This is a genomic window from Corynebacterium sp. ACRPO (assembly GCF_022347205.1).
In the GTDB taxonomy this organism is placed as follows: Bacteria; Actinomycetota; Actinomycetes; order Mycobacteriales; family Mycobacteriaceae; genus Corynebacterium.
In genome coordinates this window covers 48,520-74,938 of the sequence record NZ_JAKRNE010000001.1, presented here as the reverse complement: position 1 = coordinate 74,938, position 26,419 = coordinate 48,520, and the positions used below count along the sequence as shown (strand labels likewise).

Annotated in this window: 19 protein-coding genes; 3 read left to right on the top strand and 16 right to left on the bottom strand. The window is 58.6% G+C overall.

The genetic code is table 11. The features are described from left to right. Positions 1-172: 172 nt before the first annotated feature. The 4 genes from MHY22_RS00345 to rimM form a co-directional block, all read right to left on the bottom strand. Complete coding sequence (locus tag MHY22_RS00345) at positions 173-2,509, bottom strand: Tex family protein (protein WP_239277432.1); 2,337 nt, start codon at positions 2,507-2,509, stop codon at positions 173-175. Positions 2,510-2,655: 146 nt separating this feature from the next. Then, positions 2,656-3,267, bottom strand: a complete 612-nt coding sequence (locus tag MHY22_RS00340) for a hypothetical protein (RefSeq protein ID WP_239277431.1) — start codon at positions 3,265-3,267, stop codon at positions 2,656-2,658. Positions 3,268-3,762: 495 nt separating this feature from the next. Further along, positions 3,763-4,635, bottom strand: coding sequence for a tRNA (guanosine(37)-N1)-methyltransferase TrmD (trmD, locus tag MHY22_RS00335; protein WP_239277430.1), 873 nt, complete (start codon positions 4,633-4,635; stop codon positions 3,763-3,765). Continuing rightward, on the bottom strand, positions 4,632-5,129 hold the full coding sequence (gene rimM / locus MHY22_RS00330) for a ribosome maturation factor RimM (RefSeq protein ID WP_239277428.1): 498 nt from the start codon (positions 5,127-5,129) through the stop codon (positions 4,632-4,634). The genes trmD and rimM overlap by 4 nt, the downstream gene beginning before the upstream one ends. 106 nt (positions 5,130-5,235) lie before the next feature. Between rimM and MHY22_RS00325 the strand changes: the two genes are divergently transcribed. Further along, positions 5,236-5,640 (top strand): cupin domain-containing protein, encoded by a 405-nt coding sequence (locus MHY22_RS00325; RefSeq protein WP_239277426.1) that lies wholly within the window; start codon positions 5,236-5,238, stop codon positions 5,638-5,640. Positions 5,641-5,678: 38 nt separating this feature from the next. Continuing rightward, positions 5,679-6,365 carry a TetR/AcrR family transcriptional regulator gene (locus MHY22_RS00320; RefSeq protein ID WP_239277425.1) on the top strand — a complete coding sequence of 229 codons (687 nt, stop codon included), beginning with the start codon at positions 5,679-5,681 and terminating at the stop codon, positions 6,363-6,365. Between the two features lie 164 nt (positions 6,366-6,529). On the opposite strand, the gene rpsP is transcribed toward MHY22_RS00320, so the two are convergent. After that, positions 6,530-7,045, bottom strand: coding sequence for a 30S ribosomal protein S16 (gene rpsP / locus MHY22_RS00315; RefSeq protein WP_005325261.1), 516 nt, complete (start codon positions 7,043-7,045; stop codon positions 6,530-6,532). Between the two features lie 352 nt (positions 7,046-7,397). Here rpsP and MHY22_RS00310 point away from each other — a divergent pair, with 352 nt between their 5' ends. Continuing rightward, positions 7,398-9,665 (top strand): acyltransferase family protein, encoded by a 2,268-nt coding sequence (locus MHY22_RS00310; protein WP_198491640.1) that lies wholly within the window; start codon positions 7,398-7,400, stop codon positions 9,663-9,665. A gap of 151 nt (positions 9,666-9,816) precedes the next feature. Here the strand turns inward: MHY22_RS00310 and ffh are convergent, their stop codons facing one another. The 11 genes from ffh to smc form a co-directional block, all read right to left on the bottom strand. Continuing rightward, on the bottom strand, positions 9,817-11,469 hold the full coding sequence (gene ffh, locus MHY22_RS00305; protein ID WP_239277424.1) for a signal recognition particle protein: 1,653 nt from the start codon (positions 11,467-11,469) through the stop codon (positions 9,817-9,819). Positions 11,470-11,520: 51 nt separating this feature from the next. Further along, positions 11,521-13,644, bottom strand: a complete 2,124-nt coding sequence (locus tag MHY22_RS00300) for a [protein-PII] uridylyltransferase (protein WP_239277422.1) — start codon at positions 13,642-13,644, stop codon at positions 11,521-11,523. A gap of 6 nt (positions 13,645-13,650) precedes the next feature. Continuing rightward, positions 13,651-13,989: a P-II family nitrogen regulator gene (locus tag MHY22_RS00295; protein WP_005325265.1), complete on the bottom strand. Its 339-nt coding sequence runs from the start codon at positions 13,987-13,989 to the stop codon at positions 13,651-13,653. Positions 13,990-14,217: 228 nt separating this feature from the next. Next, on the bottom strand, positions 14,218-14,586 hold the full coding sequence (locus MHY22_RS00290) for a Na+/H+ antiporter subunit G (RefSeq protein ID WP_239277421.1): 369 nt from the start codon (positions 14,584-14,586) through the stop codon (positions 14,218-14,220). A gap of 3 nt (positions 14,587-14,589) precedes the next feature. Then, a complete protein-coding gene (locus MHY22_RS00285) occupies positions 14,590-14,880 on the bottom strand; it encodes a cation:proton antiporter (RefSeq protein ID WP_239277420.1) in 291 nt (96 codons plus the stop codon). Further along, positions 14,877-15,410, bottom strand: a complete 534-nt coding sequence (locus MHY22_RS00280) for a monovalent cation/H+ antiporter subunit E (RefSeq protein ID WP_239277418.1) — start codon at positions 15,408-15,410, stop codon at positions 14,877-14,879. The genes MHY22_RS00285 and MHY22_RS00280 overlap by 4 nt, the downstream gene beginning before the upstream one ends. Next, entirely contained in the window at positions 15,411-16,952 is a 1,542-nt protein-coding gene (locus MHY22_RS00275) for a monovalent cation/H+ antiporter subunit D family protein (RefSeq protein WP_239277416.1), read from the bottom strand. Beyond that, positions 16,952-17,428 carry a sodium:proton antiporter gene (locus tag MHY22_RS00270; protein WP_005325274.1) on the bottom strand — a complete coding sequence of 159 codons (477 nt, stop codon included), beginning with the start codon at positions 17,426-17,428 and terminating at the stop codon, positions 16,952-16,954. The genes MHY22_RS00275 and MHY22_RS00270 overlap by 1 nt, the downstream gene beginning before the upstream one ends. Beyond that, entirely contained in the window at positions 17,428-20,406 is a 2,979-nt protein-coding gene (locus MHY22_RS00265; protein ID WP_239277415.1) for a DUF4040 family protein, read from the bottom strand. Before MHY22_RS00265 ends, MHY22_RS00270 begins: the two co-directional genes overlap by 1 nt. Positions 20,407-20,776: 370 nt before the next feature. After that, positions 20,777-22,738, bottom strand: coding sequence for a signal recognition particle-docking protein FtsY (gene ftsY, locus MHY22_RS00260; protein WP_239277414.1), 1,962 nt, complete (start codon positions 22,736-22,738; stop codon positions 20,777-20,779). Between the two features lie 89 nt (positions 22,739-22,827). Next, positions 22,828-26,349, bottom strand: a complete 3,522-nt coding sequence (gene smc, locus MHY22_RS00255) for a chromosome segregation protein SMC (protein WP_239277412.1) — start codon at positions 26,347-26,349, stop codon at positions 22,828-22,830. Positions 26,350-26,419: the final 70 nt, after the last annotated feature.

Here is a 26,419-nt window from a genome sequence, read left to right as displayed (position 1 = left end):
AACCAGCAAATACTTAGTTTTGCCAAACTTACCATTTTGGGTTGATATCCGCGCATATTAGACACCAATCCATCCAAAACTTGCGTCCGAACAGGAAAAACTCCCATCGCCCACGGCGATGGGAGCTACACAGCTGGGCGAATCAGGGCTTCCCAACGGCAGTTGAAAGCGGTTAGAATCCTGCTTTCTTCAGGGCATCGGCCATGGCTCCACCGCCGCCGGTGCTGCCTGCCCCACCCGTGCGGCCGCGCGAGCCACCCCGGGATCCGCGCCCGGACTTGTAGCCAGAGCGTTTTCCTTCTCCCCTGCCGCCGGACTTGGCGGAACCGCGTGGGGAATCACCGCGGCGCTTGGGAGCCGGCTTCCCCGGTTCATCATCCAAACGGAGTGAGAGACCGATGCGCTGGCGCTCCACATCAACCTCCATGACCTTCACCTTGACCACCTGGCCAGAGCGCACGACCTCGTGCGGATCGGAGACAAACTTGTGGCTCATGGCAGAAACGTGGACGAGACCATCCTGATGGACTCCGACATCCACGAAGGCGCCGAATGCCGCCACGTTGGTCACCGTGCCCTCAAGAATCATGCCCGGGGTGAGATCGGAAACCTTATGTACGCCCTCTTTAAAGGTGGCGGTCTTGAACTCAGGGCGCGGGTCGCGTCCGGGTTTATCCAGCTCGGCGATGATATCGGTCACCGTAGGAATGCCGAAAGTCTCGTCTGCAAAGTCTGCTGGCGCCAGCGTGCTAAGTACGCGGGTATTGCCAATAAGTTCAGAAATACCCAGGCCCGTCTTCTCCGCGATGCGGGAGACGACAGGATATGCCTCGGGGTGTACGGCAGAGGAATCCAGCGGATCGGTACCGCCGTTGATGCGGAGGAAGCCTGCAGATTGCTCAAAGGCCTTAGGCCCAAGACGCGGTACCTTCTTCAGTTCCTTGCGGGAAGTAAAAGAACCGTGTTCATTGCGGTAGGCCACAATATTGGTGGCGATGGTGGAATTGACACCAGCTACGCGCTCAAGCAGCGGGACGGAAGCGGTATTGAGATCAACGCCCACGCCGTTTACCGCACTTTCCACGACGCCATCAAGGGTGCGGGCGAGCGCCGTCTGATTAACGTCATGCTGGTACTGCCCCACACCAATGGCCTTCGGATCAATCTTGACCAACTCAGCCAAAGGATCTTGCAAGCGGCGTGCGATGGAGACCGCGCCGCGCAATGAGACATCCATGTCGGGGAATTCCTCCGCCGCAAGCGGCGAGGCTGAGTAAACCGAAGCGCCGGACTCCGATACCACTACAGGAGTGGGTCGCCGACCGCCGGCTTGCTTGATGAGGTCCGCAATTTCCTGGGCAAGCTTCTCGGTCTCGCGGGAGGCAGTGCCGTTGCCGATGGCCATAAGGTCTACAGAATGCTTGGCGCACAGGGTCGACAGCGTCTGAACTGCTTGGCTCCACTGGTTCTGCGGCTGATGTGGGTAGACAATGGCGGTATCGAGCACCTTGCCGGTCTTGTCCACTACCGCGCACTTCACACCATTGCGGTAACCCGGATCCAAGCCGATGGTGGCACGCTGGCCAGCAGGTGCCGCGAGCAGCACATCGCGCAAATTGGTCGCAAAGATCTGCAGCGCGCCTTCCTCCGCAATCTCTTTGAGCCGCATGCGAACGTCCAGGCTAGAGGAAATATAGAGCTTGGTGCGCCATCCCCAATGGACGGCGTTGGCGAGCCACTTGGAGGAGCGATCCAGCTCGAAGCGGGAGGCGATTACATCCTCGTAATCGGCGTCATCGCCGGCATCTAGCTGCAACTGCAGCACGCCCTCATTCTCGCCACGCAGCAGCGCCAAAATGCGGTGCGAAGGCAGCTTGTGGAAGGGCTCGTTGAAATCAAAGTAGTCCTTAAACTTCGCGCCTTCGGCTTCCTTGCCCTCAACAACGCGCGCGCCCATGGAGCCCTCAGTGAACATACGCTCGCGCACTTCACCCACCAGATCCGCGTCGAGCGCGAAGCGGTCCACCAAAATGGCGCGGGCGCCGTCGAGGGCCTTCTTGGTGTCCTCAAAGCCCTCGGTGGTAAAGGCCTGTGCCAACTCTTCTGGAGCGGTGTTGGGATCCGCAATGAGCTTATCGGTCAGTTCCTCAAGGCCGGCTTCGCGGGCAATATCGGCCTTCGTTTTGCGGCGCTTTTTATACGGCAGATACAAATCTTCTAGGCGCGCCTTGGATTCGCAGGCAAGGATTTGTTCCTTGAGGGTGTCGCTAAGCTTGCCCTGCTCTTCAATCGCCGCAAGGATGGTCTCCTTGCGCTCCTGTAGTTCTTTTAAATAATTCGCGCGCTCTTCAATGGTGCGCAGCTGGGAGTCATCCAGCCCACCGGTGGCCTCCTTGCGGTAGCGGGCGATAAAGGGCACTGTATTGCCCTCCGCAAGCAGCTGCAACGCGGTAGAAACCTGCGATTCCTTGACGTTGAGCTCGGCGGCGATAGTGGCCGCAATATTCACGTGGTCTCCTCACTCTTTCTCGAGGTTTGGGATTAGACCCACCCAATTTACCGCACGGCCCCTTTACTGCCTTCGCTTGCCGACGCCCCCAATACGCACAAAACCTCCTTTCCCCAGTAAGGAAAGGAGGTTGCCGTAGTGCGTTCTTAGTAGATAACCACGCGGGCGTTATCGCCGCCGGAGCAGGAAACGCGCGAAGAGCTACCGGAGCAGTACATGGTGTAGGTACCACCTGTTGCCGGCGAGTAGACACTCAAGGTAGCGCCGGTTCCGCCGCCAGCGACCCAGTTATTCATAAACGCGGTATAGACGTTGTTGGCAAACCCACTGGAGGTTTTGCTGGTAGCCGCATAGTAGCTAGTGAAGTCACTCCAAGAGTGCCCATTGCTGCTGCCAGAAGACGCTGCCTGTGCCGGCGCTGGAGCTGGAGCATCCTTGGTCTTGGTGACCGTGACCGGGCTGGAATCTTCATCCTCATCGTCTGCATCGTCCTTGGAGGAGCCGGAGCCACTATTCGCATCCGCCTGTTGGAATTGACTATCGGCAGCCGCGCTAGTCGATGCATCATCCTTGTTAGTGGTCACGAACATGATGACCATGGCAGCCACCGCGATAACCGCCACAATGGCTGCGATAATCGCGGCGATCGTGGCGCCACCTACGCCACCGCTTCGCTGCGGCTGGGAATAATACTGCTGATTGTACTGGGGCGGTTGTTGGCTATATCCACCGTAGTTATTGCCATTGGGAGCCGTCATGGTTAAGGGACCACCTTGGGAATAGGAATCTGAAGGGAATGTCCCCTTTACTATAACCCTAGAAGGCATATGCGCTGCAGTTTAGGCAGGAAAAAGCGCTAAAGAGTTTTCCAGATTGCGCTTATAACCCAGATTCGGCCCGCCACACCGCTGGGGCGCCAAGCCCCATCTCTGTAAAACCGATTTCCGCACTGCCCACCCACGAGGCTGCCGGCGGCAAGCAGTCTGCTACTAAGGAAGCCACCGTGGCCAGGGGCTGCGTGGTCTTTCCGTTTACGATGAGCCGCCACACCGGTATTCCTTGTGGCCACTGGCCAAATCTGAAGCGGTATTCCTGCGCTAGCGGGCTGCTTTCAGTGCATTCCTCCGCTACCTGGAGAGTGAAAATACTAAGCGGCTCAAAACCCCGGACACGCATCGCCTCCGGTAATGCTTCGAGGCTTTTCTCCCACTCCTGGGTTACTAGGAGTATCGAGAGGTCAGCGCTTACCTCCATTAGCCTTCACCCTGGGTGTTGGCTTCTTGTTCCAACTGCGCGATGAAGGCCTTGTCGTCCTTATCGAGCTCAGCCGCCTCCAAAAGTTCGGGACGGCGTTGCCACGTGCGCAGCAATGCCTGTTCCCTCCGCCATTTGTCTACCAAACCGTGGTTTCCCGAGGTGAGCACGTCCGGCACGGCTAGGCCACGCCACTCTCGCGGCTTAGTATAGCTCGGGCCTTCTAAGAGACCATCAGAAAAAGAATCTTCCTCATGAGAGCGCTTATTTCCCAGCACCCCGGGGATGAGGCGCACCACAGCCTCAGCAATCACCAACGTTGCCACTTCCCCACCGATCAACACATAATCGCCGATGGAAACTTCGCGCACGCGGTAACGCCGAGCGGCGTCATCCACCACGCGCTGATCGATGCCCTCATAACGCCCGCAGGCAAAAACAATATGCTCCTCATTGGACCACGCCCGCGCATCTGCTTGGCTAAACGGTTTTCCCGTTGGCGTCGGCACGATAAGCAATGGGAGGTCGCTATCCTCATCGGCCGTGGCATCAACCGCATAGGCTTGTGCCTCTACCCCTTCTAATTCATCGTGGCGCGGACGGTTCAAATGTGGCAGCGCAGACTCTAGATTGGGCGCACTTTCCCGCGCAGCAACGCTATCGAGCGCCGGCCCCCAAACTTCTGGCTTCATAACCATGCCGGGACCACCACCGAACGGCGAGTCATCGACAGACTTATGCGCATCCGTAGCCCACTGCCGCAGATCGTGCACACCTACTTCAAGGCGACCTTGTTCAATGGCCTTTCCCAGAAGCGCATGCCGCAACGGGTCCAGGTACTCCGGAAAGATGGTGATGACGTCAAGCCTCATAGATCAAGCAGTCCTTCCGGCGGATCGATGGTGCACGTTCCAGCCTCTAGGTTCACCTCAGGAACAATGGCATGCACGAAGGGAATGAGCGCCTCCTTGCTGTTGTAGAGTTTTACCTCCAACAAATCTTGACTTCCGCCGTGGATGACCGATGTGACCTCACCGATCTCCTCGCCCGCCAGAAGTACGCGAAGCCCTTCCAGCTCGTGGTCATAAAAGCCATCATCATCACTGTCGAGCGGCGCGGCAAAGAACTTGGTACCACGTAGACTATCCGCCACTGTTCGGTCTTTGATCTCTTCAAAGGTAACGAGCAGCCTTCCCTTATGGCTCCGGACCGCCTTGATAGTTAGTGTGTGCCCCTTCTTGCCCTGCGTGCCCTGAAGAACTTCCCCTACTGCAAAGCGCACCTCCGGTTCATCCGTAGTGGCCTCCACTACGACTTCACCTTTCACGCCGTGCGATTTAATCACGCGACCAATCATCAATTCCATAGCGGAAAGTCTACAACACAGACCTCTTTGCCCTTGTCAGTCATAAATTTTGGCGCTTTGGAAAGCAAACCCAGAATTTGAGTGTCATTGTCGTTAAAGTGGGCCCATGAGCAACCTACCTACCAACTCCCCGGAATCCTTTGGCGCGGCTTCTCATTCCAGCGACACCTCTGCCATGACCACGCTCAACCTGCTCGACATCGCACCAGATACCGATCCGCAACGCCCGCGCCCAGGCGTCCAGCGCATCTTAAGCGCCGATGGTGCCAACCTCATTCTCTTTAGCTTTGCAACAGGACAGTCCCTGCCCGATCACAAGGCCGCACATCCGATCACCGTGCAGGCGCTGCGCGGTGAGCTTGACTTCAGCTACGGCAGTGAAACCATCACGCTTACCCCCGGCTCTATCGTGCACCTTCCTGCATATGAGGTACATAAAGTCGAGGCTACAAGCGAGAGCGGCGACCCTTCTACCCCCGCAATTTTGCTGCTCACCATGCTGACTAATTAATTTATACGTACATAGGTTTTGTTGATAAAATGAGTTTTATGGAAACGCACAATAAGCCCTACCATCATGGAAACCTCCACGATGAGCTGCTCCGTATCGCTGTTCAACTAGGCAAAAGAAGCGGCCCCGACGCAATTACCGTTCGTGCGGTAACCCGCGAAGCAGGAGTGTCCCCTACCTCCGCATACCGCCACTTCAAGGACCAAGAAGAACTGCACGATAAGGTCGCTGAGCTTGCCACCGATGAGTTGGTCCGGCGTTTACACGAGACTACCGAGACTGCAGAGGGCCTAGATTTTCCAGAGCACCTGATGCAGATTGGTTACGCTTACCTCGAGTTTGCCTTGGATGAGACCAATTTCTTCCGCTGCATGCTGGAGTGGAAGGCGCTGCGTTTCATGCTTGGTGTAGATCCCAATACGGAAGATGATCCGAAGATGGATCACCTACAGCAGATTCGCGATTTCTTCGCCCTGTTGTCCCGCCACGCGGAAGCGTTGGACAATACCACTGACGCTACATATTTCATGCAGAATGCTCTGCTGGCCTGGTCGGCCATTCACGGTTTTACCGTACTTGCCATCAACGGCCCTATGTCCCGGCTTCCACGCGAGCAGATCCTCGAGCTTTTCACACCGGTTGTTACAGGCGCTCTGCGCGGCATGGACTTTAAGGATCCCTCTAACGTCCACAGCCGCTACTCCAACTACAAGCCACAGAACTAAGGGCGAACTGGCATATCCCCGACATGGATGCCGCAAGCTTCCTAGCGCGTCGCTATCGTGTGCCGGCGTTCTTCCCCCAACTATAAAGGCCCCGCTACTACGATCAGTCATCGTAGCGGCGGGGCCCGAGGCTAAAGCGCTATGCTCTTAGCAAGGGAGGCAGATTACTCTGCGGACTCCTCGGAAGCTTCCTCAGCCTTCTCCTCGGCCTCAGCGTCAGCTTCGCCGGCGGCAGCAGCGGCAGCCTCTGCAGCAGCAGCTTCCTCAGCAGCCTTCTTCTCAGCCTCTTCCTTGGCCTTCTTCTTCTTTTCAGTGATGGCCTCGATAGTCGGGCCATTGTTAGCCTCAGCCAGTGCCTCGTTGAAGATCTCCAGCTTGGACTTCTTCTCCTCAGCAACCTTCAGGGTGCCCTCTGCGCCCGGCAGACCCTTGTGCTTCTGCCAGTCACCGGTGACCTTCAGCAGAGCGAGAACCGGCTCGGTTGGCTGTGCGCCAACGGATAGCCAGTGCTGTGCACGCTCGGAATCGATCTGGATGAGGGAAGGCTCTTCCTTCGGGTGGTAGATACCGATGTTCTCGATGACCTTGCCGTTACGACGGGTGCGGGCATCAGCAATAACAACGCGGTACTCAGCAGCGCGGACCTTGCCCAGGCGCTGCAGCTTGATCTTGACAGCCATGTTGGCTCCTTTACTAGTCACTGGGCAGTACAGACACGCACGAGATTGTGCGCCGGTTCAACCCTTGGATTTTATCTGCGCGTGACATACCGGCCGACCGTGGACGGAAACGGTGCTACGCAGAATATTACGTTCTTCAGTTTATCTAGCCCAGAAATCCGAGCAGACAACCTGGAATATTTTAGCGCGAGTAGCTGCATTTTCAAAAATTACTACGCCACGCACGCAGGTTCGTTATGCCTGCGATACTGAAGCAGAGTACCCTTAAGGGCCGAATATAGACATTTCGTTTCATATGTATGGCGCGCCTTCCGCCCCACCATCCAGGCAAAGGCGCACGAAAAGACAGTTTATGACTAAAGAATCACCGCGAAATTTCCGGTACCGCTATGACCTTGATGGTCTGCGCGGTATTGCCATTGGCCTAGTAGTTATCTACCACGTTTTTGTCGGACGCGTTTCCGGCGGCGTCGACGTATTCTTGCTGCTATCCGGCTACTTTTTCTTGGGCTCCCAACTGCGCTACGCCAGCAAGCCAAACGCCTCACTAAACCCATGGTGGCCCGTCTGGCGCACCTTGCGGCGCCTGGTACCAAGCTTGGTTTTGGTCATCGGCGTGACCTACATTCTAGTGCGCATTTTCACCCCGCAGCTCATGCGCACCGAGCTCACCCAACAGATCACAGCCACCATGCTGTACTACCAGAACTGGGAGCTAGCGAAACAAAACGCCGACTACACGGCGGCCGCGGCTGATACCTCACCGCTGCAGCACATGTGGTCCATGGCCGTGCAGGGCCAGTTCTACATCATGGGCATTGCCTTCGCGCTCATCTTGGCTGCCATCATGAAGTTCCGGCCGAAGCAGCAGCCTTTGGGCAAGCGCAGCTTCCCCACGGTCAACCAGATTGCTGGCCCGATCCTCATCGTGGTCACCATCGCCTCCTTCGCCTATGCTTCGCGCCACGGCCTCTACGGAACTCCGGAGAACTACTATTCCACCTGGTCACGCGCTTGGGAGTTGACCTTGGGCGCGGTCTTGGCCATCTACGGTTCCTCCTGGAAGATTCCAGCCCGCCTCTATGACCTCTTTACCGGCCTGGGCCTTCTAATGCTCATCTTTACTGGTGCCATCATCGCGGATACCACTGCGTATCCTGGCCCGCTTTCCCTCTTGCCACTAGGCGGCGCCGTGCTCATTATCTTGGGCGGCGGTGGCAAGATTTCCAAGGCCATGGCCTCCAAGCAGGCGCGCTGGCTGGGAGATGTAGCCTACCCGCTCTACTTGTGGCACTGGCCATTGCTCATTTTGTCCACCTCCTACCTGGGTCAAGAGACCCCGTCGTGGTGGTTGGGCGTCATCATTATCGTCATTTCGCTAGTGTTGGCGGACCTCACGCACCGCTTTTTGGAAAAGCCCCTGCGGCAGCATCGCAAGCGCCCCACGGCCGAGGATTTGCCGGTACGCAAGGGTCTCTCGACCTTGCAGAAACCAGCCGGTGCCGCCCGCGGTGTGGGCGGCGTTGTAGTCGCCGCGGCCGTTGTCGGTCTCTTGGCTGTCCAGCCACTGTGGATGCGCACCCTTGATGATGCTGATGCGGAGCTTTTGGACCCTGCCCTCTACCCCGGCGCAACGACGTTCATCAACGACATCACCCCGCCGGATAACGTGGAGGTCAAGCCTGATCCAATTCTGGCCGGCGGAATCCAGCCACCAGTAGCGACAAACTGGTGCTTCGTGCCGGATAGCCAGCCCGCTGACTTCTTCTTCGAAACCCGCAAGGACGGAAAGACCCCCTGCATTTTCGGTGATCCCAACGCAGAGAAGGAAGTCTATTTGGTAGGCGGTTCCCACGCGGAGCAGTATTCTGCCCCGCTGGACCGCTTAGGCAAGGAAATGGGCTTTAAGCTGGTACCGCTGCTGCGCCAGGGCTGCCCGATTGAATTGGGTGACGATGTCACCGTGACCCCAGAGTGTGCCGAGTGGGGCAAGCTGGTCATGGATCGCATCGAAGAGGCAAACCCGGCCTTGGTCATCTCGAATACCACTCGCCCGCAAAATGAATATGGCACCGGCCCTGATGCCGTGCCCGCCGGCTACCAGGCGTTCTGGGATGAATTGGCCGACCGCGATATTCCTTTCTTGGGCTTCCGCGATAACCCGTGGGGATTCGATGAAGAAGGCCGCCCACGCGAGTTTGATGAATGCTACGTCGCTTCCGAAGATGCTTATGGCTGCGGCATGCGCTTTGAGCAGGTCTACCAGCCTTTTGACCCCGGTGCGGTCGTGCTGTCGAAGTACCAGAATATGCTCTCGATTGATACCGCTCCGTGGTTCTGCGATGCCAATGGTGACTGCCCAGTCATCATCGGCAATACGATGGTCTACCGCGACATGCACCACATCACGAATGCTTTTGCGGAATCTGCAATGCCAATGATCCGCGAGGCCCTCAAGCCCTTCCTCGACGGGGAAAAAGTCCAGCAGGAAGCCCCGGACGTCCCACCGGAGCAGGCTGCAGGAGCCGTGGAGCAAGCGCCCGCAGCACCTACCAACGCCAGCAAGCAACATGCCAACCCAGTCCCCTACCCCAACGCCGCACAAGACGATGCCGTCTAGGCCATAGCTCGGTCGTGCACGAGCCCCGAGAGCGAAGGCGCTTCGTGCAAAGGCGCGCTTGGGCTTAGGGCGGCGTCGACAAGCCGCACAAAAAGGAGGCTCCCGCAGCAACGCGGAAGCCTCCTTCTTTATGTCTTAAGGCTGGGGAACACTACTTCTTGCCCTTGCCAAAGTCCAGGTTGTCGAGGTCGATATTTTCCATTCCCTTCGGCATCTTTGGCATGCCGGGCATACCTGGCATGCCACCGCCGCCGCCCATTTGCTGCTGGAGCTTTTGCAGCTCCTCCATGGACGGCATGCCGCCACCACCGGGCATTCCTGGCATTCCGCCCATGCCCGGCATACCGCCTGGCATCTTCGGGCCGCGGTTGCCACCGCCGCCTTTGCCCTTCTTGCGCTTTCCGTTTTTGCCCTTGCGACCCTTGGGCTTCTTCTTGGTAGCGGAGCGACCGCCCATGCCGCCCATGCCGAATTGGCCGGCCATCTTGGACATCATCTTCTTAGCCTGGTTGAAGCGCTCAATGAGCTGGTTGACCTCGGAAACGCTTACACCAGAACCATTAGCAATGCGCTTGCGGCGCGATGCATTGAGAATCTTCGGATCCTCACGCTCCTGCGGCGTCATACCGCGAATGATCGCCTGGATGCGGTCCAGCTGCTTTTCATCCACCATGGCGGCCATTTCATTCATCTGCTTGCCGCCGGGCATCATCTTCAGCAAGTTGCCGATGGGGCCCATCTTGCGGATCATCAGCATCTGCTCAAGGAAGTCATTGAGCGTCAGCTCGCCAGAGCCCAGCTTAGAGGCTGCCTTTTCGGCCTTCTGGTGGTCTAGGGTTGCTTCAGCCTGCTCGATAAGGGAGAGCAAATCACCCATGCCCAGAATACGGCTGGACATGCGCTCTGGGTGGAAGACATCGAAATCATCGAGCTTCTCACCGGTAGAGGCGTACATGATGGGCTTGCCGGTGACCTCACGGATAGACAAGGCCGCACCACCACGGGCGTCACCATCCAGCTTGGTGAGAACGACGCCGGTAAAGTCCACGCCATCGCGGAAGGCCTCGGCCGTCTGCACGGCGTCCTGGCCGATCATGGAGTCGATGACAAAAAGGACTTCGTCCGGGTTGACGGCATCGCGGATATTGCGTGCCTGTGTCATCAGGGTCTCATCGATGCCCAAGCGGCCAGCGGTATCGATGATGACCACATCGTGCTGCTTCTGCTTGGCCTCAGCAATGCCCTGCTTGGCGACGTCCACTGGGTCCCCGTGCGAGGTACCCATTTCATGCTCGTTGGAGTCCAGGGAGGTTCCCGGATCCGGCGCAAAGGTCGGCACCTCAGCGCGCTCGCCGACGATTTGCAGCTGCTGCACTGCACCTGGGCGCTGCAAGTCACAGGCCACCAGCATCGGGGTATGGCCCTGCTTAGCTAGGTGCTTGGCCAACTTACCGGCCAAGGTGGTTTTACCAGCACCCTGCAGGCCGGCGAGCATGATCACAGTCGGCGGGTTCTTAGCCAAGTTCAGGCGGCGAGTTTCGCCACCAAGGATCTCAATGAGCTCCTCATTGACGATCTTGACTACCTGCTGGGCTGGGTTGAGCGCCTCAGAAACTTCCGCGCCGCGGGCGCGTTCCTTGATGCGCTTGATAAAGCCACGGACGACGGTCAAAGACACGTCGGCTTCCAGCAGCGCGAGGCGGATCTCGCGGGCAGTGGCATTGATATCAGCCTCGGTCAGTTTGCCCTTACCGCGCAGGCCCGCCAGGGCTGACTGTAGGCGGTCTGATAGTGAGTCAAACACTACGGATGCGCTCCCTTAATTTAGATCGATCTAAAGTTCAACTATTCAATCTTAGTCCCTAGCCAGGGCCCTGGTCACATTCCCCACCACGGTAGCGCGAGAAACCTGCCCGGCGAGGTACACATTGACAATCATCGTCGCGCCCAAAATCTCATGGCGCAGCCACACAAAGTCCGGCAATGCCTCAACCAAGTGCCCTAAAGCGCCGATGCGCTCGACCGTCCGGATGACCAAAATGCCACCCACATCGAATGCCGCAGTGGTCACCTCTCCAGTAATGGCCGGCAGCTCCGTATAAGTTCGTGAGTTATAGGACTGGATAAACCTTATCTCCTGCGCTGCTTCCTTTAGGGTCTGCTGCACCGTGCGGATGAAAAACTCCGCCTTATAGGCACCGTCCTCCTCGCGAACGATATTCGCCCGCACGATGGTCCACCCCAGAGCCGATAACAAGGCAAAGATGCGCTTTAACTCTTCTTGCGAGGAACCACACCACGACACACTAACTTCTTGGTCTTCCCAATCCACTTTGAGCGCAACGCCTTCGCTAGATAGCGGTACATGCACAGCAGGGCGGTCGAGAACACGTGGTTTGAGCGCCTCAAGTGCCCGCGCGACGATCAGCTTCTGTGCTTGCTCCACCCGCGGTGTCCACACGCCCGGCCCAGTCGATTGGGCATCCGCCTCAGCCAACACCGCTAACAGGGATATAGTCAGCTGATCATAATGCGCGGCAGCCAAGAGGGCGTCGCGAGCGGCATCGGAAGCTGGGTCCATCGTCGCTGCTAACCGCGCCAAGGTGGTATGTTCTGCCACCAGGGTTTGGGCGCGCGACCTATCGGCGACGCTCAGCCGCATACGGGCTGCCTGGCGGGTAATCATCTCCGCACCGACTTGGGCGTGGGGGCGCCCGTAGCCCTTGCCTATGTCATGGTAAAGCGCGGCCAACAGCAATAAGTCCGGACGAGCCACTGACGTACGCATCTGCGCGCACCGCGTTACCGTTGCGATGAGATGATGGTCCACTGCATTGACGTGGCTGCGCTCGCGGGGCAACAAGCCGCGCACATGCCCCCATTCTGGGACTAAACGTTCCCACAGGCCATAGCGGTCCAAGTCCTGTATGACGCGCGGCGTGCATCGCGGGGAGGACAAAATAGCGAAGAAGTCATCCACCGCTGCCCGCGGCCAGCGTGGCGGCAGCTCAGGCAAGTCTTGGAGCTGGTGCCAGGTGGTCTCGGCGATGATATATCCCGTGCGCGCCGCGGCAGCTGCCACGCGGGTGAGCAGCCACGGGTCTTCCACATTTGGATTGCGCGAAAGGAAAATGTTGCCGCCCTCGGACACCACGTCCACATCGAGCGGACGGCGCCGGCCCCGGCCGGTCACTGAAGCATTACGGCCTAGCACCCCACGGGCGGTAGCAAGGCCGCGCTCCACCGCCTTATTGACCGTGGCCGCAGCGCTGACCAAAGCTGCTGTCAGGGCATAACGGCTTTCAAACCCCAGATCCGCAGCGACATCCGCGGCGAACTCGGGATCCAAGATATCCCGGTGGCGCCGAGCTGTGACGTGCAGGAGCGTGCGGGCGTCGAGAAGCAGCCGCTGCTCAATGTCTAAATCTGGAAAGTCGCACAGGTTGCCCAAAGCCATCGCGCGCAAGAGCTGAATATCGCGCAGTCCTCCGCGCCCGTTCTTCAGGTCTGGGTTCGTCATCGCTGCCACCGCGCCCGAGCGCTTCCACCGAGTAATCGCGGTATCCAAGAAATCATCAAAGCCGCGTTGCAGCTGGCGCCGCCACGCCGCGAGCAATTGCGCCCGCGCCTCATCCACCAGAACCTTGCGCCCTGCTACAAAGGCCAAATCCAACTGGGCAAAGCCGGCCGAGGCATCTTCGGCAGCAATCGCCCCGCACTCTTGTGGGGTGCGCAGGGCATAATCCAGGCGGTACTTGGCATCCCACACGGGGTACCACAGCTGCTCCACCAGGGCCGGATCTGGCTCGTGACCTTCCGGATAGATGAGGATGACATCAATATCCGAGTGCGGGGTCATCTCATTGCGCGCAAAGGATCCGGTGGCAGCGAGCGCGGTTCCAGGTGGAAGCTCGAGACTGCGCAATACACGAAGCGCCGAGGCATGGGCCTCGGCGCGAATCTGTGCGGCGGTATGCATGCGGGCTTAGAGTGCCGCCTCGCCGCGCTCGCCAGTGCGCACGCGAATAGCATCTTCAACTGGTGTTACCCACAGCTTGCCGTCGCCGATCTTGCCCGTGTAGGCAGCATCCACAATGGCGTTAATGATGTCTTCGACGTGGTCATCCGCCGCAACAACTTCCAGCTTGACCTTAGGCACAAAGTCAGTGGCGTATTCTGCCCCTCGGTATACCTCGCTGTGCCCACGTTGCTGCCCGAAGCCCTGGCTTTCTGTAACAGTGAGGCCGCGAACTTCCTGCTGCTCCAAAGCCTGGCGGATTTCCGGCAGGGTGAAGGGCTTAACGATGGCCGTGATGAGTTTCATTGTTACTCCTTGCTATCTCTTCGGGGCGGGTCTAGAGGCACCGAATAATGTGCACCCATTCTAGCCCGAGCACGGCAATTGCTGTGCAACTTTTTCCACATTGCGAATCTAGGGCGCTGGTGGGTTCAGAAGACCCACTGTGCAACCGAAAAGCGACGAGCTCCTCTCCTCCCCCGCAGCTACGCGCAGGAGCAGAAAAGGCTCGCCGCCAGAAGGAGCTGGAAAAGACTAGATATCGTCTTCCTCTGCTTGCACGGTCTGAACTTCTTTATTGTTGTGCTTGGCGTGCTTGACGTCGGTGACGGTTACGCCATAGATGGAACGGCCCAGATAAAAGGAACCTACTGAGCCGATGATCCATACACCGAAGCAGGCGATCAGTGCCTGGATGAGCAGCCACAGCGAAAAGCCATCACGGCCAAAGTCCACTACTAGCTTAGCCACGATGATCAGCGGTACCGCAAGTCCCACAGTGGGGCCTAGCAGGTTGGCACGGGTCAAGGCATCGGGCGCTCGCCACAAAGACACCACCGTTGCGACCACCAAGAGGGTAGCGATGATAAGCAGGACCGAAGCGATAATTTCAGAAATGGCCATGGTTTATCGCCTGCCCTTCGAAATAATGCGGGCCATCGATAGCGTCGGTAGCACACCTGCCGCAATGGCTGCGAGGAGTGCAATGTAATACGCCATCGGGGCATTATTGGTCATCGACCAGGCTAAATACATGCAGATCATGCCGTAAAAAACGATGTCCGACGTAATGGCGCGGGTGAGCTCATCGCGCGTACGAAGCCCCAGCAGCACGCCGCACCACGTGGCGATGCCCATGATGAATACGCATACAAATACGACCCAGCCGAACGGGGACAATGTGGCAAAGTCAATCATCGCTCGGTCTCCTTTCTGCGTTGTACGTTGCGGGCGCGGCGCTTTGGCTTTTCGACGTCCGCTTCGCTTTCTGAAAGCGGAGTGTCCTCCGCCCGTGCCAAGTCAGGCGAGCGCATATAGCGTCCCACGGACTCGAGCGGGTACTCGTAGAACGCCTCATCCAATTCTGTAGTCTCCCCTTGACCCGGGACGCCGTAGTCGATGTCCTTAACCCGCGGGGCGAGGCGCTGTTCCATATCAGCCAGATCAGCGACGATTCCCGCTGGATCGGATCCTTGGACGGCCTGTACCAGCACGATGCGCGGCAGCCCCTTGCGGGGCGGTTCGCGCAAACCGAGCGAGAGCGTGCCCGGGGTTGCGGTAATGGAAGACGTAAACCAGAAGATCTCCCAGGCGCTAGTCACGCGCAGTGGGTAGCGAATGATAACCGGGTTGTATTCGGTATCGGGTTTGAAAGCCGCCAATGCCAAGCTAATGCCGGCGACGAAAATCTCCTTGATGAGCCACAATGCATACACAATTGCGTTCATTTAACGGCCCTCCTGGATTTCATCGATATTGGGAACGGCAATCGGCTCGTCGCCCAAGACGGTTTCAGTATATGCGTTAGTGTCCAGCAGCTGCTCCGCTGCGGCATCCACAACATCGAGGACGATGCCGGAGAAAATGAACATGCACAGCGAACCAAGGATGAGAGCCGCGGATGGGGCCATGAGCTTTTTGCGAATGACCAATTCATCCGGGACCTTGTCCTCCGGCAGGCCCTTGCCCCAAAAGACCTTGCGCCACACGCGCAGCATAGCCAAGAAGGCAGCGAAGGAAGCGATGATGATGGCCGCGATGGCAATCCAGGCCCAAGCACCGCCCACGCGGGCAATCTCGAAGACAATCATCAGCTTGCCCCACATGCCCGAGAACGGTGGGAAGCCCACGACGGAGAATGCACCGGCAGCGAAAATCCACGCGATGATGGGGTCGCGGCGAGCAAGGCCGGAAAGCTTGCTGAGCAAGCCTGTGCCGTAGGTCTCCTCAATGGCACCAGAGGCCAAAATCAGCGAGCCAACGGTCACCATGTGGTGAATCGTGTACATGATGCCAGCTGCCAGGGCGCGACGAGGGTCATCAGAGGTAAACGCAAGCATGACCAAAATGAAAGGCATGCCGTTGAGCATCTGGTAGCCGAGGACGCGGCGGATGGAATTTTCCGCTAGGCCGCCGAAGGCACCGATCATCATGGAGATAATCATGATGACAATGATCATCACATTCCAGCGCTGTTCCAGATCGAATAGCTGCACGTAGAGGCGGTAGAGCATGTAGACAGCCACTTTGGTGTGTAAGCCGGAAAACAGGCCCATCACCGCGGCGGAGGTTCCCGGGTAGGTGCGTGGCAGCCACGACTGCACGGGGAACACGCCGGCCTTGGCGGTAATCGCAATGAGGATCAAGCCTGCTGCCACGGTCACCGGCCCATTGCCTGCCGCTGCGCCCTTCAGCGCGCCTAGGTTGACCGCACCGGTAACCGAATACATATAACCTACGCCAACAACCAACAAGGTGGAGGCGAAAAGGTTAACCAAGACGAAGGCACGGCCGGCTGCCAAGCGCGACCACGTACCAGACATGGTGATAAGGCCATAGGACGGCAGAAGCATGACCTCAATAAAGACGAAGAAGTTAAAGAGGTCGGCGGTGAGCAATGCACCGCACACACCGGTGATCAAAATCAGGGTGAGCGAAGGATAGTAGCGAGACTTTGTCTCCCCGCCCACAATGGCAAACCAGTTGGCACCAAAAGCGACGATCATCGTAGTAATGATCATCAACGCGGAGAAGGCATCCGCCGCAAACGGGATACCCACATTGCCTTGGTAGAGGCCAACGGTGTGGGCTACTACCCCATTGTTCATGGTGTAGATGAGCAGGCCCAGGCCGGCGAAAATTCCAACACCCGGGATGATAAGCATGATGGAATCGCGTACCGCACGCCACGGTGCCAGCAGTGCGAAGGCCGCTGCAATCAGCGGGACCGCTGGAAATAGCGGAAGGAGTTGAGCTACAGCATCAGCCATTATTTGTCATCCTCCTTCTGTTGAGTTGCCCCGCGTTCTGCAACGGGAGTGTTGTGGTCCACCTGACCAATTCGGTCCAGCTGATTGGTGGACTCTTCCAAAATTTGGCGATTTTGGGCGTCTCGACCCAAGGTCGAAAAGGCATGGTCGATGGTGTTGTCATCAACCGGCTCCACCACGTCGGTGTCGTCGTTCTTGCCCATGGCCGCCATCGTCAACAAGATGGTCGAGGTTGCCATGGAAATAACAACGGCGGTCAGCACGAAGGCCTGCGGCAGCGGGTCGGCCATCTGATCGTGCGGAACCTGGGATGGGAAGGACTCTCCGCGGTAGGAATACACGCCCGTAGCCAGCAGCATCAGGTTGGCACCGTGGCCAAAGGCCATCATGCCCAACACGATGCGTACCAGGCCGCGCTGCTGGATGAGATAGACAGCACTGCCGATGAGCAAAGCAATAGTCAATGCAAGGATCATTACTTCTCCCCTCCCCGGATAGCAGCGGAGCGCTTATTCTTCCTCTTCGTCTTTGCTTCCGAAGGCGTCAGCAAGGCCAACGGATCGGTCGAAGGGTTGATCGGGTCTGGGTACGGATCGTCGACGTCTTCAAGCGAAATGCGTGGAGTCGTCGGCAGCGCGGAATCATCATCATGAACCCATGGCAAGAATTCACGCTCCGTTCCTGGGCGCAGGTAGCCGCCCAATGCGTTAATCGCCATAGTCAACATACCCAGCACCGCTAAGTAGATGCCCAAGTCGAAGATGAGAGAGGTGGTCCAGTGTTGGCCAAAGGCTTCGGCATGGATTGCAGCCAGGAAGCCACCATTGCCAATGCCGTGGTGCAAGTAGCCTACAAAGCCGGCGATCAAGGCGGTGATGATGCCGATACCGGTCAGGCGAATCGGAGTCATGCGGCCGAAAACAATTTCATCAGAGCCACGGGACAGATAGATAAGCCCGATTGCTGCACCCATGATCAGCGCCGCGGGGAAGCCGCCGCCGGAGGCATTGTGCCCGCGGAAGAAAACGATGACGGACATAATGACCAACAGCGGGATGACAACGTGCACGCCCTTGCGCAATGGCACGGAGTTCAGCTGGGACTGGCCAAACGGTGCTGGGCGTGTACCCGACTTGAACGGGAATCGCGGCAACGTCGTAGTGATGGCTGCAATAACCACCGCAGCCATACCCAGAACGGAAAGCTCGCCCAAGGTATCGAGTGCACGGAATTCCACGATAATCGTAGCGACAACATTGTCGCCGCCGGTGATATCCGGAGCATTGTCCAGGTACCATATGGCCAAATCGGAGCGCTCGTGGCGGCCCATGAGTCCCCACACGCCCAGGAACGCAGCCACACCGGCCAAGACCGCAATGACGATGGAGCCGGTCTTGCGGGATTTGTTCTTCACCGGATGGAAGGTTTCTGGCAGGTAGCGCAGCACCATCATCATGACGATGACAGACAGGGCTTCCACCATAAACTGAGTGAGGGCCACGTCAGGTGCGCCTAGCAGGAACATCTGCAGCGTCACGCCCGAGCCGGCAATGCCAATCATGATGGCACCGGTCAAGCGGTTCTGGGTGCGCACCAGCCCAAACATCGCTAGGGCGATGATGCCCAGTGGCAGCAGGTCCCATGGGTTATCCAGACCATCCACCCGTGGCTGCAGTGCTACCCCGTCAACGCCATCGCGGATGAGAGTGGTAGCAGCCAGCACGATGATCAAAATGACAATCGGCAGCATGTGGCGGGATGGATTATGCGAGTCGGACATCTTGCCCAGAACGCGCCCCAACTGGGAGCAGCCCTTCATCAAGGAATACAGCAAATCATTGCCGCTGCGCGGCATGAACTCGTGAGCTTCAAAGCTTGCCCACATCTTCTTGCGGGCAAAGATACCGGCAATACCGAGGATGAGGACTACTAGCGAGATAAGGAAAGGAACGTTGAGCCCGTGCCAGAGGGCAAGGTGCGAATGATGCTCCAATCCCACGGCAGCCACTGCATCATCGATCGGGGCATCAAAGAGCCCGAGCACAAATACCAGCGGCAGAGACATAAAGCCCGGCAAAGCTGCGGGCAGCCACAGCGACACTGGGGCTTCATGGACATCTCCCATGTCGCGAGGTCCATCGAAGAAGGCGCCGAAGACAATCTTTGCGGAGTAAGTAAAGGTAAAGAAGGCACCGATACCAGCAACGATGAGTAGGATTACCTGGCCCGCGCCGCCAATCGGGGCGTCCTCAAACGCGGTGAGCATTCCTTCCTTGGACACAAAGCCCAGAAGCGGTGGCACCGCAGCCATCGAGGCTGCACCAATTACTACGGAACCAAAAGTCCACGGCATCTTATTCCACAGTGGTCCAAGGCGGCGAATATCGCGCGACCCAGCCTCGTGGTCGATAACGCCAATGAGCATAAACAGCGAGGACTTAAACAGCGCGTGGGCCAGAGTATGGACCAACGCGGCGGCGATAGCGAACGGGGTGCCCACACCGATGGTGGCAACGATCCAACCCAGATGGGAGACGGTGGAATAGGCCGTAAGCTTCTTCAAATCCGTCTTCTGCACTGCAAATACCGCGGACATCACCGCGGTGCCCATGCCTACGACGATGAGCAACCAATTCCACACCGCCACATCGTGGAAGATGGTGGAAAAACGAATAAGCAGGTACACACCGGCCTTGACCACTGCTGCTGCGTGAAGGAAGGCCGATACCGGGGTGGCGGCGGCCATAGCCTCTGGCAACCAGAAATGGAATGGGAACTGTGCCGCCTTAGTAAAGGCGGACACCGCAATCAACACTGCTACGGCTGCCGTTATCCCTGGGCGTTCCGTCCATACAGGGGACGCCAAGATATCAGAAACGGTAGTCGATCCGGTCACCGTCGCGGCAATACCCAAGCCGGTCAGCAGGGTCAATCCGCCAATGAAGGTCAGGATCAGTGTCCGCTGCGAACCAGCCTCGCCGCCGGAACCGGAGCGAGCGATCAACATAAACGAAGCCAAGGAGACTAGCTCCCAGGCAAGGAACAAAACCACAACGTCGTTGGCCAGAACCAGCAACAAGATGGACAGCGTGAACGCTGTCATCAAGGTATAAAAGCTGGTGTTGCCCTCATTCTTGGGCAGATAGGCCGCCGAATACGTGAAAACGACGGCGCCAATGACCAGCGCCAACATAGCGAAGAAGATGCTCAACGCGTCCCCGCGGAGAGCAAAACTTACGTCGACGCCTGGTGCGATGAAATCACGCACCCAAGTGGCGTGGAAACTTAATTCCTCCCCGGCTGCAATGGCAGGAAATTCCTTGGCGATAAGGACCGCTGCAATAAGAAAAAGGCCAGCTAGTGGATAGCCTGCCTTTCGGTCAATAACCTTTACGGTTACCGGTGCCAAGATCACTGCCAGCGCCGCGAGGAGGACTGCATAAAGTAGCGTCACGAAATACTTGCCTCACGAACCTTGATCTAGGTTTAATGCGAATCTCGCATTAAATACAGCCCTTTCAGGCTACCATTCCCGCCAAGGTCAAACCACATTGCAGCACTCCCCTACGCTTCATAAAAGGCAAGCACAACCGCCACAATTACGCTCACAAGCAGAGAATTCACAGACGCTCAGCAGGACTTATTCCCGCGCCAATTGCATACGCTTTTTGCATAGTCTGTGAAAAGACGGAGAGATGAAAGCGAAAAGAATTCCCGAGACTGCTGCACGCTGCACCGAGACTATGAAAACGACAAGCCCCCCAGCACACCGTGGCGCACGTACGTGGCACCCGGTATGCAGGGGGGAGTTTCAAGGTTAGCTACTACTTCTCACCCAACAGGGCGTCGACGAAGCCTTCAACCTCGAATGGTGCGAGATCATCGGCGCCTTCGCCCAAGCCCACAAGCTTGACTGGAACACCCAATTCTTCTTGTACCTGGAAGACGATTCCGCCCTTGGCGGTGCCGTCCAGCTTGGTGAGAACCACACCGGTGATATCTACTACCTCGCGGAAGATTCGTGCCTGCGTAAGGCCATTTTGCCCCACCGTGGCATCCAATACCAGCAGGACCTCGTCCACATCGGTCTTCTTTTCTACCACGCGCTTGACCTTGCCTAGCTGGTCCATCAAGTCCGTGGAGGTATGGAGGCGGCCTGCGGTGTCGACCAAGACCACATCTACTTGCTGTTCCACGCCGGTTGCTACCGCATCGAAGGCTACCGATGCGGGGTCTGCGCCTTCCTTGCCGCGCACGGTATCGGCGCCAACGCGGCGGCCCCACGTCTCAAGCTGATCAGCGGCCGCAGCTCGGAAAGTATCGGCCGCGCCCAAAAGGACCTTGTGGCCCATGGCTACCAGCACGCGAGCAAGCTTGCCGGTGGTTGTGGTCTTGCCGGTGCCATTGACACCGACGACCATTACGATTGCTGGCTTGCCCTCATTCGGCATGGCCTTAATGGAGCGATCCATCTCTGGGTGGCCAGCTTCAATCAGGCATTCGCGCAGCATGGCACGTGCCTCATCCTCGCTGGAAACGCCGCGCTCAGCGATCTTCTCGCGCAGGGAATCGGTCACCTTCATCGTGGACTTGGTACCCAAATCCGCCATGATGAGCGTGTCTTCGACTTCCTCCCAGGCGTCTTCATCCAGATCGCCTGCGGACAAAATTCCCATGAGCCCCTGGCCGATGGCATTTTGCGAGCGCGAAAGGCGCCCACGCAAACGGCCAAGACGCCCACCGGCGGGTGCAATATTATCCTGCGGAGCTGGCGCTGGAGCAGGTTCTCCCTCTGGAGCCTCGGTCTGTTCCTTGGCAGCTTCAGCTGCACCGGTTTGCGCCTCGGCAGCGGCTGCGGCTTCTTCGGCTTCCTCGCGGTCGTCCACCCGCTCCTCGATGTCTTCGGCATCATTGTCTTCAACAACCTCGTCGAAGACTGGGGACTCCTCTTCTACCTCAGCATTTTCCACGGAGACGACGTCTTCTGGCTCTTCTGCCTTGGGTGCAGCTTCTGGCTGCTCAGCCTTTTCTGGGGCACGGTCCGCGTGCGATTCTTCGCTTTCCGACGCCGCAGTTGCCGCGCCCGCTAATCCAGCCGCGCCAGCAGTCGCTGCCGCGGCGGCAGCGCCAGTTCCCTTGGACTGTGTTTTGTCTGCCTTATCAGCGGAAGATTCTGCCGCTTGCTTCTTCTCCTCCGCTGGCGCTTGGGCCTGGGCCTGCTTAGAAGGCTCTGCCGGTTTGTCGGTCTTCGCCGGCTTCCCCTGCTGTGGTGCCGGCTTAGTTTCTGGTTCCTCTGCCACAGGCTTGTCTGCCAAAGGCTTGTCGGCCACGGGCTTGTTTGCCGCGGCATCAGTCGTGGGCTGGGCAGGCTGTGGCTTATCAGCCTGCGCTTGCGGTTTAGCCTGCGCCTGCGGCTTTTCCTTCGACTGTGGGGTCTTGCCGCTGAGCTGCTCGTTGGCGATGTCGGTAGCATTCGGCTCTGCCTTAGCGGCCTGCTGCGGCTGAGCCTGCTTTTCTGGGGCTGGCTTGTTCGCAGCGGGTTTATCCGCCTGAACCGGGGCTTTCTGCGCTTCCTTAGCGCCGCCGGCAGGAGCGAAGTTAAAGCCGGACTTAGCTTGATAGTTGCCGGACTTTTGCTCCTGGGTCAGCTGCTTCGGTTCTTCCTCAGCGGGCTTATCAAAGGACACCTTCTTGGCGTCGCCGCGCTTTTTGCCGATTACCACGAGAAGAATAATCAGCACGATCACGACGATCGCAATGCCGATCCATAACCATAAAGAATTCATGCCTCTATAGTGCCAGTCTTCTCAGCTCGCGGCACGCCAAACCCCCTCCTATAGCGGAAGGCGTCCTGCGGGAAGTCGACGAACCCAGGCTACTTCCCCACCTCGTCACCGCGAGGAGCATCTACGCCCAAACGAGTGGCATCCTCGCTGGCTTGCTCCGTTCCAGGGGCGCTGCCTGCGGGATTCATGCGCTGCGAAATTACGCGAGTAACACCATCGCCGCGCATGGTTACGCCATAGAGGACGTTGGCGACATCCATCGTCGGCTTTTGGTGCGTAATCACGATGAGCTGCGAGTCTTTACGCAGCTCCTCAAAGAGGGCAATGAGGCGGCGCAGGTTGACGTCATCAAGCGCTGCCTCAACCTCGTCCATGACATAGAACGGGCTGGGGCGGGCGCGGAAGATAGCTACCAGCATCGCAAGCGCAGTAAGCGACTTCTCGCCACCAGATAGCAAGGAGAGTCGCTTGACCTTCTTGCCCGGTGGTCGCGCTTCCACCTCGATGCCGGTGGTGAGCATATCGTCCGGCTCTGTGAGGATAAGGCGCCCCTCGCCACCGGGGAAAAGGGTCTGGAAAACCTTGGGAAATTCTGCTTCGACGTCGTGCCATGCATCGGTAAACAGTTGCAAGATCTGCGCGTCTACATCCTCGATAACGCCCGCAAGATCCTTGCGGGCTTGAATGACATCCTCCAACTGGGTGGAAAGGAAGGAATAGCGCTCCTCCAAAGCCTTGTATTCCTCCAGTGCGAGCGGATTGACCTTGCCTAGTGAATTGAGGTCCTTTTCTGCTTGCTTCAAGCGCGCGTTTTCCGCCCCGCGGTCGAAATCTTCGCCTGGAGTGTAGTCCTGCAGGAGATCCGAAATCGCAATGCCCAGCTGTTCCACAATCTTGGCTTCTGCTTCGTCCACACGCACCTGCGCCTGGGAGCGAGCAATTTCCGAGTCATGGGCGCGGTTGGTCAGCCGGTCCAGCTGCTGCCGCGCGGCCGAGACGTGTTGCTTGACCTGCTGCAGCTGCGAGTTGAGGGAGGTGCGCTGCGCAAAGTAGTCATCGCGCTCAGAGGTAGCGCGCTCAAGCAGCTGCGTGGCGCGCGCGGCCAGATCGCGTGAATGCTTGGCTACCGCACCGGCCAAATCTCCCTGGGCCTTGCGCCGCGCCATGGCTTGCTCATGGCGGGCCTTGGCTTGGCGTTCATGCTGCGCTTGGCGACGCAACGCCTCCCCCTTCCCCGCTACCTGACCCACGTGGTCTTGGGCCGAGCGGGCCGCCACCTGCGCCTCCATTTCCATGGACTTGACCTGCTCTAATGCTGCGGAGGCCTCGTCGCGCTCTGCCGAAGATGGCTCGTCGGGCTGCTCGTCCGCATCGACGCGGGCGAGCCTATCGCGGGCGTCGGCAAGCTGCGTGCGGGCCTCGGTGAGCTTGACCTCGATCTCGGTCGCCCGCGCCGCGGCCTTCTCGTGCTCGTTCTTATTGGCCTCGTACTGCTTGAGAAGGCGCTGGTGATCGCGTTTCCACGCATCAACTTCAGTATCATGCTCGCGCAAGGCAGCCTTCGCCGAGGCTGCAGTCACCCGGGCATCCTCCGCCGCGATCTTCGCGCCCTCAAGCGTGCCGGAGAGTTCTTCCAGCTCCTGCGTGGCAGATTCCAACTGCTCCTCTGCCTCCGCGATGCGGGCGGAAACCTCGACGGTGGATGAGGCACCGGTGCCTACTTCTACCCAACCTTCACCCAACACCACGCCGGATTCGGTGACCGCACGCAGGCGGGGGTCCTCGGCCACCAACTTTTTCGCCTCCGCGACATCGGAGACGAGCACGACATCCGCAAGGAGGCGGTGCAGCGCTGCGGAAACTTCCGGGACCACCACAATGTGGTCGAGCAACCACGAGGTTCCTGCGGGCAAAGTCGCATCCACGCGCCAGGAAGTGGCGGGGGCAGCCGCGGAGACGTCGATAAGCGCGGAGCGCGTGCCCTTTTCTAAGTCCGCAATCAGCTGGGCAGAGATCTCGCCGGCCTGGGCCTCTGCAAAAGCACCCAACGCGGCTGCTACCGCGGTCTCGTACTTGGTGGTAATGAAATCGGCCAACGGTTGGAAATGCTCGCCTACCTCAATCTTTTCCGGCGCAGTCTGAGCCAAGGTATCGATGCGGGAACGCAAGGTATAGACAGCGCGCTCACGCTCGCGCTGCTCATCGCGGAGCTGCTCCAAACGCTTATCGGCCGCACCCGATTCACTGGCCGCCCGCACATGGGCTTCCTCCAGCGGCTCACGCTCGCCGGCCAAAGACTGCAACTTATCCGCTACCTCATCGGCCTCCGCCTGGGCAGCTTGGGTGCGCTGCTTGGTAGAAGTCAGGGTTTCCTCTTGGCGCGCCAGCTCCTCTTCTGCCGAAGTAACCTGGCCTGCCGCCTTTTCCTCTGCGGCGATGAGGCGGACGACACCCTCGCGCCTATCCGCAATGGCACGCAGCTGAGCCATGTGCTCGCGCTCAGCGGCCTCGAATGCCTCACGGCGCTCTGCTACCTCTTCACGAATCGCTTCCAAGCGCTCCGCAGCTTCCTCCGCTGCGGCGAGAAGCTCTGCATGTTCTTCGTCCGCGCGGGCAGCCCTTGCCTCTAGGTCATCCGGATCCTGGCCGGAATAGGCCACTTGCGCGCCGGCATTGGCCGCTCGTTCCTCCGCGATGCGCTGGGTCGCGGAAATGCGCTCGGACAGCGTGGACAGGTCGAACCACAGCTTTTGAGCCGACTCCGCCTTGGGGTTTACCTCTTCCAGCTGGGCTTCCACTTCTAACTGAGAAGCCGTTGCTTCTTCCAGCTGCGCGGTAACTTCTTCAACCTGCTCGGCCAAAACCTCGGCCGCGCGCTCGGCCTCCTGAAACTTGCTGCGCAGGCGCACCACCCTATCACCAGCCAGCCGCAGGCGGGCATCACGCAAATCAGCCTGCACAGTGGCGGCGCGCTGCGCGGCCTCAGCCTGGCGAGCCAAAGGCTTGAGCTGCTTGCCCAACTCATCAGTAAGGTCCTGCAGGCGATCCAAATTGGCCTGCATGCCGGTGAGCTTGCGCTGCGCTTTTTCCTTGCGGCGGCGGTGCTTAAGCACACCCGCGGCCTCTTCGATATACGAGCGCCGATCCTCGGGCCGCGATTCTAGGATCTCAGAAAGCTTGCCCTGGCCGACGATAATGTGCATCTCGCGGCCAATACCGGAATCAGAAAGCAGCTCCTGAATATCCATCAGGCGCGCTTTGGAGCCATTGATTTCGTATTCGCTGGCGCCATCGCGGAACATGCGGCGGGTGACCGATACTTCCGAGTATTCGATTGGCAGCGCACCGTCCGCATTATCGATGGTGAGGGTGACTTCGGCGCGCCCCAAAGCCTTGCGGTCGCCGGCGCCGGCGAAGATGACGTCCTGCATCTTTCCGCCGCGCAGCGTCTTGGCGCTTCCCTCACCCATAACCCAGGCCAGGGCGTCCACCACATTGGACTTGCCGGAGCCATTTGGCCCGACGACGGCGCAAATTCCTGGCTCAAATTTCAGAGACGTCGCCGACGCGAATGATTTGAAGCCTTTCAGCGTCAGCGATTTCAGGTGCATTTGGGTAAGTTTAGCAAGCCTTGAACGCAGCTGCCCAGCCGAGCCTCGGGGTTCGCTCGAGTGGGCTTGT